Annotated in this window: 4 protein-coding genes; 2 read left to right on the top strand and 2 right to left on the bottom strand. The window is 69.4% G+C overall.

Features of this window, described 5'->3' with window-relative positions:
• A partial coding sequence (locus CKY51_RS04580) for a PepSY-associated TM helix domain-containing protein (protein WP_170292292.1) occupies positions 1 to 1,159 on the bottom strand: 1,159 nt, incomplete at its 3' end.
• Positions 1,160 to 1,354: 195 nt separating this feature from the next.
• Here CKY51_RS04580 and CKY51_RS04575 point away from each other — a divergent pair.
• Positions 1,355 to 2,107, top strand: coding sequence for a DNA/RNA non-specific endonuclease (locus CKY51_RS04575; RefSeq protein WP_022972315.1), 753 nt, complete (start codon positions 1,355 to 1,357; stop codon positions 2,105 to 2,107).
• Positions 2,108 to 2,231: 124 nt separating this feature from the next.
• On the opposite strand, the gene CKY51_RS04570 is transcribed toward CKY51_RS04575, so the two are convergent.
• Positions 2,232 to 3,137, bottom strand: a complete 906-nt coding sequence (locus CKY51_RS04570; RefSeq protein ID WP_022972314.1) for a LysR family transcriptional regulator — start codon at positions 3,135 to 3,137, stop codon at positions 2,232 to 2,234.
• Between the two features lie 91 nt (positions 3,138 to 3,228).
• Here CKY51_RS04570 and CKY51_RS04565 point away from each other — a divergent pair.
• Positions 3,229 to 4,209: NAD-dependent epimerase/dehydratase family protein (locus CKY51_RS04565; RefSeq protein ID WP_244952512.1), on the top strand; the 981-nt coding region annotated here is incomplete at its 3' end.

Here is a 4,209-nt window from a genome sequence, read left to right as displayed (position 1 = left end):
CCTCGGACGAACCCTGGCTGATCGCGTTCGCCAGCCAGAGCGGCAGCTGCGCCAGTTGGATGCGGGCGGCACGCAGCGCGCGCTGCTTGCCACGCCGATCCAGATACAGCATCCAGCCGGTGACGAAGAACACCAGCATGCCGGCGCTGGCCAGCATCGCCACCAGCCGTCCGGGCAGGCCGAAGAAGCTACCGGTGTGCAGGGCATAGAGACTGATCAGCCACTGCTGCCGGCGTGACTGCTGCGCGTAGTCGTGCCGCCGCAGCAGTGCACCGCTGCGCGGATCCAGTTCCAGCGTATCGAAGGCGCGATCATGGGCCGGACGGTCCGGCAACAACCGGGCGATCACCGGCTGACCCGGTTTGGCTGGCAACCGCAGATCCAGAGACGACCGCCGCGCCGATGGCGTCAGCGCATCCAGCGTCCGGGCAACCGCCGACAGATCCAGCCGAGCCGGCCCATTTCCGGCGCCGACACTGCGCGCCACCCGCTCGCCGCCGAGCAGCGACGCCACCGCGTCGCGGTACCAGGGATAGGACCAGGTGAGCCCGGTCGCGGCGATCAGCAGATAGACCAGCAGGCACCAGGTGCCGAACACCGCGTGCAGGCTCCACAGAAAACTGCGGCCCTGTCGCCGCCATTCCACCACCCACCAGGTGCGCCAACTCCACCAGCGCCGCGGCCAACGCAAATACAGCCCGGACAGACAGAAGAACAGCAGGACGAAGGCGCACGCGCCGGTGACCTGGGCACCGCGCGCGCCGGCAGCCAGATGACGGTGCATGTCCTCGATGAAGGCGAAGGTCGCAGTCAGCCGCGGAGCCGGCAACCGCTGGCCGGTATATGGATCGAAGTAGACGCGCTCGGTCTGTTTTCCGGCCAGCCGCAGCGCCGACGGCCGCGTGCCGGTAGGGTCGATCAGCAGCCGGGTCACCTGCTGCCGCGGCGACAGTTGCAGCCGTTGCAGCAGCACATCGACCGGCAGCGCGGCATCGCCGGCCGCATGCCGCGCCGCGGCGGCCGGCAGCGGCGGGTTGGCCCAGCGCAGGATTTCGTCCTCGAAGGACATCATCGCCCCGCTCGCACCCATCACCGACAACACCAGCCCTGCGCTGATGCCGAGTAACCAATGCAGCTGGAACAGCAGGGTCTTGATCAAGGCAGGCGGGAGACAAACCAGCGGGCCCGACATTGTAAATGAGAATGCGTCTCGCATACGGACGTTCGAGCGTGGCCCTTCGACGTGCGTGGCTGTCAGACTGACTCGCCTGCCGTCATCAGCCGCACATGTGGTGGTCATCGCAGCGACATCGACCCTTGGCACGGTCGTCACTCCTCCAGATGAGTCCGTCACATGTCCCTTGTCCTGCGCGGTTGTCTGTTCCTGGCGGTGGCCGTCGCCACTCCTGCGGCGCTGGCCGCCACCCGCTGCCCGACCTTGTACGCCAACGGCACGCCGCCGAGCGTGCCCAGCGCGCAGAGCACGCGCACGACCGAGGTCTGTCATACCGAATACGCCTTGCTCGCCTCGGGCGTGACCAAGGGGCCGCTGTACTCGGTCGAGCACCTGACCGACCAGCAAGTCGCCGGCGCCGAGGCGATTGGCCGGGTCGGCAGCTTCCATGACGAAACCGGTATCCCCGCCGCAGATCGTTCGCACACCTCCGACTACACCAACAGCGGCTACGACCGCGGCCACATGACCCCGGCCGGCGATGCGTCCACCGAGAGCTCGGAGAAGGAGACCTTCTCGATGGCCAACGTGGTTCCGCAGGACCACAAGCTCAACACCGGCGAGTGGGCGCATATCGAAGAGCAGGTGCGGCAGCTGGCCAAGCAGCGCGGCGAGCTGTACGTGGTCACCGGCCCGTCGTTCGACAGCAACCCCAGCACCATCGGCGCCGACAGCGTGGAAGTGCCGAGCTATGTGTGGAAGGCGGTGTACGAGCCAGGCGTGGGTGCCGCGGCTTACCTGTGCGTCAACGACAGCAGCATCAACTGCGACGTGGTGTCGATCAACGATCTGGTGATGATGACCAACGTGGATCCGTTCCCGTCGATCAGCGCCAGCATGAAGTCGAACCCGATCGCGCTGGTCCTGCCGTAAGCGTCGATCGGTCTGCGCCTCCGGCTGCACGCAACGCGTGCCCGGAGGCTGCAGGCTACGGTGTGTCCAGCTGCTCCGATTCAATGGTTCGCGAACGCCGCGAACCAGAGTCCACTCCGGCGATTCACGTCTGCGCCGGCACCACCGTGCAATGCGCGGCCAGCCCGACCACCAGCGCGTCGAACACCGCACGGCAGGCGGCACTGGCGCGCAGGTCCTGATGCATCGTCACCCAGACATCCAGCGCCATCCCGACCTGGTGCGGCAACACCGCGAGCAAGCGCGGCGCGCGCTGTGCCAACGCCCGCTGGCAGAAGCCGATGCCGGCGCCGGCCCGGATCAACGCCAGTTGCGCCAGATCGCTGTCGGCCCGCAGCGCCACGTCCGCGTGCCGCCAGAACGGAAATGCCTTGCTTGCAGCGCGCAGGAACGGCGTAGGGGCATCGAAGCCGACCAGGCTATGGTGCGCAAGCGCCTCGGGATGCTGCGGCAGGCCGTGTCGCTGCACATACTCTGGATGCGCATGCAGGCCGATGGCCACCTCGCCCACGCGCCGCGCAAGCAACTGCGCCTGCTCCGGGCGCGTCATGCGCACTGCCACATCCGCTTCGCGCTGCAGCAGATCCTGCAGCTGATTGCTCAACACCAGTTCCATCCGCAAGTGCGGATGCGCCTGCCGCAGCGCGGCCAGGATCGGCGGCAACACTTCCGCGCCGATCACCTCGCTGGCGGCGATCCGCACCGTCCCCTGCACCGCCTGGCGGTGGTGGCCGGCTGCCCGCTGCAGGGCGGTGGCATTGTGGCGCATCGCCTCGGCATGGCTGCGCAAGGCATGGGCGGCGTCGGTCGGCAGCAAGCCCGCCTGGGAGCGCACGAACAGCGGCAGCGCCAGCTGCGCTTCCAGCGCGGCGACATGACGCCCGATGGTGGGCTGGGTCAGCCCCAGTGCGCGCGAGGCCGCCGACAGTGAGCCCTCCTCCAGCACGGCGAGAAAGGATCGATAGAGCTCCCACCGGATCGTGTCGGCCATACAGAAATGTATAGCGGCTAGGCGATGTTCGGCAATTCATTTCCCATCGACCGGCGTCCACACTGACCGCTCTTCCTGCGAGGCATGGGTCATGAAACAGCAATCGACTGCCCTGGTCCTGGGCGCCAGCGGTGGCATCGGCGGTGAGCTGGCGCGGCAACTGCGCGATGCCGGCTGGCAGGTGCGGGCCTTGCAGCGCGGCCTGGCCAGTGCCAGCGCCTGGCGCGACGGGATCGACTGGCGGCGTGGCGACGCCATGCAGCTGCCGGATGTGCTGCAGGCCGCCCGCGGCTGCGCGGTGATCGTGCACGCGGTCAATCCGCCAGGCTATCGGCGCTGGGCCGAGCTGGTGCTGCCGATGCTCGATCACACCATTGCCGCGGCCTGTGCCGAACACGCCACCATCGTGTTGCCCGGCACGGTCTACAACTATGGCACCGACGTGTATCCCTGCCCGGACGAAGACGCGCCGCAGACCCCCGGCACCCGCAAGGGCGCACTCCGCGCCGAGATGGAGCGCCGCCTGCAGGTGGCCACCACCGGCGGCGCGCGCGCACTGATCCTGCGCAGCGGCGATTACTTCGGCCCGCAGGCGCGCAGCAGTTGGTTCGCGCAGGCGCTGGTGACACCGGGGCGACCGGTGACCACGCTGACCTTGCCCGGCGCCCCCGGTGTCGGCCATCAGTGGGCGTATCTGCCCGATGTCGCCGTCTGCATGCGGCGCCTGCTCGAACAGCGCGCCACCCTGCCCGCCTTCGCCCGGCTGCACATGGCTGGGCATTGGGACGCCGATGGTACCCAGATGGCCGGGGCGATCACGCGGGTGGTCGCGCGTCACGGCGGTGCCGAGCCGAGGCTGCGGCGGGTTTCCCGGGGGGGGGGGAAGCTGGTGCGTCGCATCGTGCGGTTGGCGGGGGGGCGGCCGGAAACCGCCCGCTGTGGGAGGCCCCCGTTTGGCGGGCGCAACCCCCGCTCCTCCCGCGGGCCGGCGCCCCGGCGCCCCACCCCCCGGGCCACGGGGGGGGGGGGGGCCCTGACGGGGTCGCGTGCGCTCCCGGACCCGCGGCTGGCG

The sequence above is a fragment of the Xanthomonas maliensis genome (assembly GCF_009192945.1).
Lineage (GTDB): Bacteria > Pseudomonadota > Gammaproteobacteria > Xanthomonadales > Xanthomonadaceae > Xanthomonas > Xanthomonas maliensis.
Note: the sequence above shows the minus strand (reverse complement) of the source record. Positions and strands in the feature narration are given on the sequence as shown.

What these genes read in the sequence shown, in the direction of transcription:
- CKY51_RS04575 (WP_022972315.1), top strand. Translation starts at nt 1,355, where the DNA reads ATGTCCCTTGTCCTGCGCGGTTGTCTGTTCCTGGCGGTGGCCGTCGCC.
- CKY51_RS04570 (WP_022972314.1), bottom strand. Translation starts at nt 3,137, where the DNA reads ATGGCCGACACGATCCGGTGGGAGCTCTATCGATCCTTTCTCGCCGTG.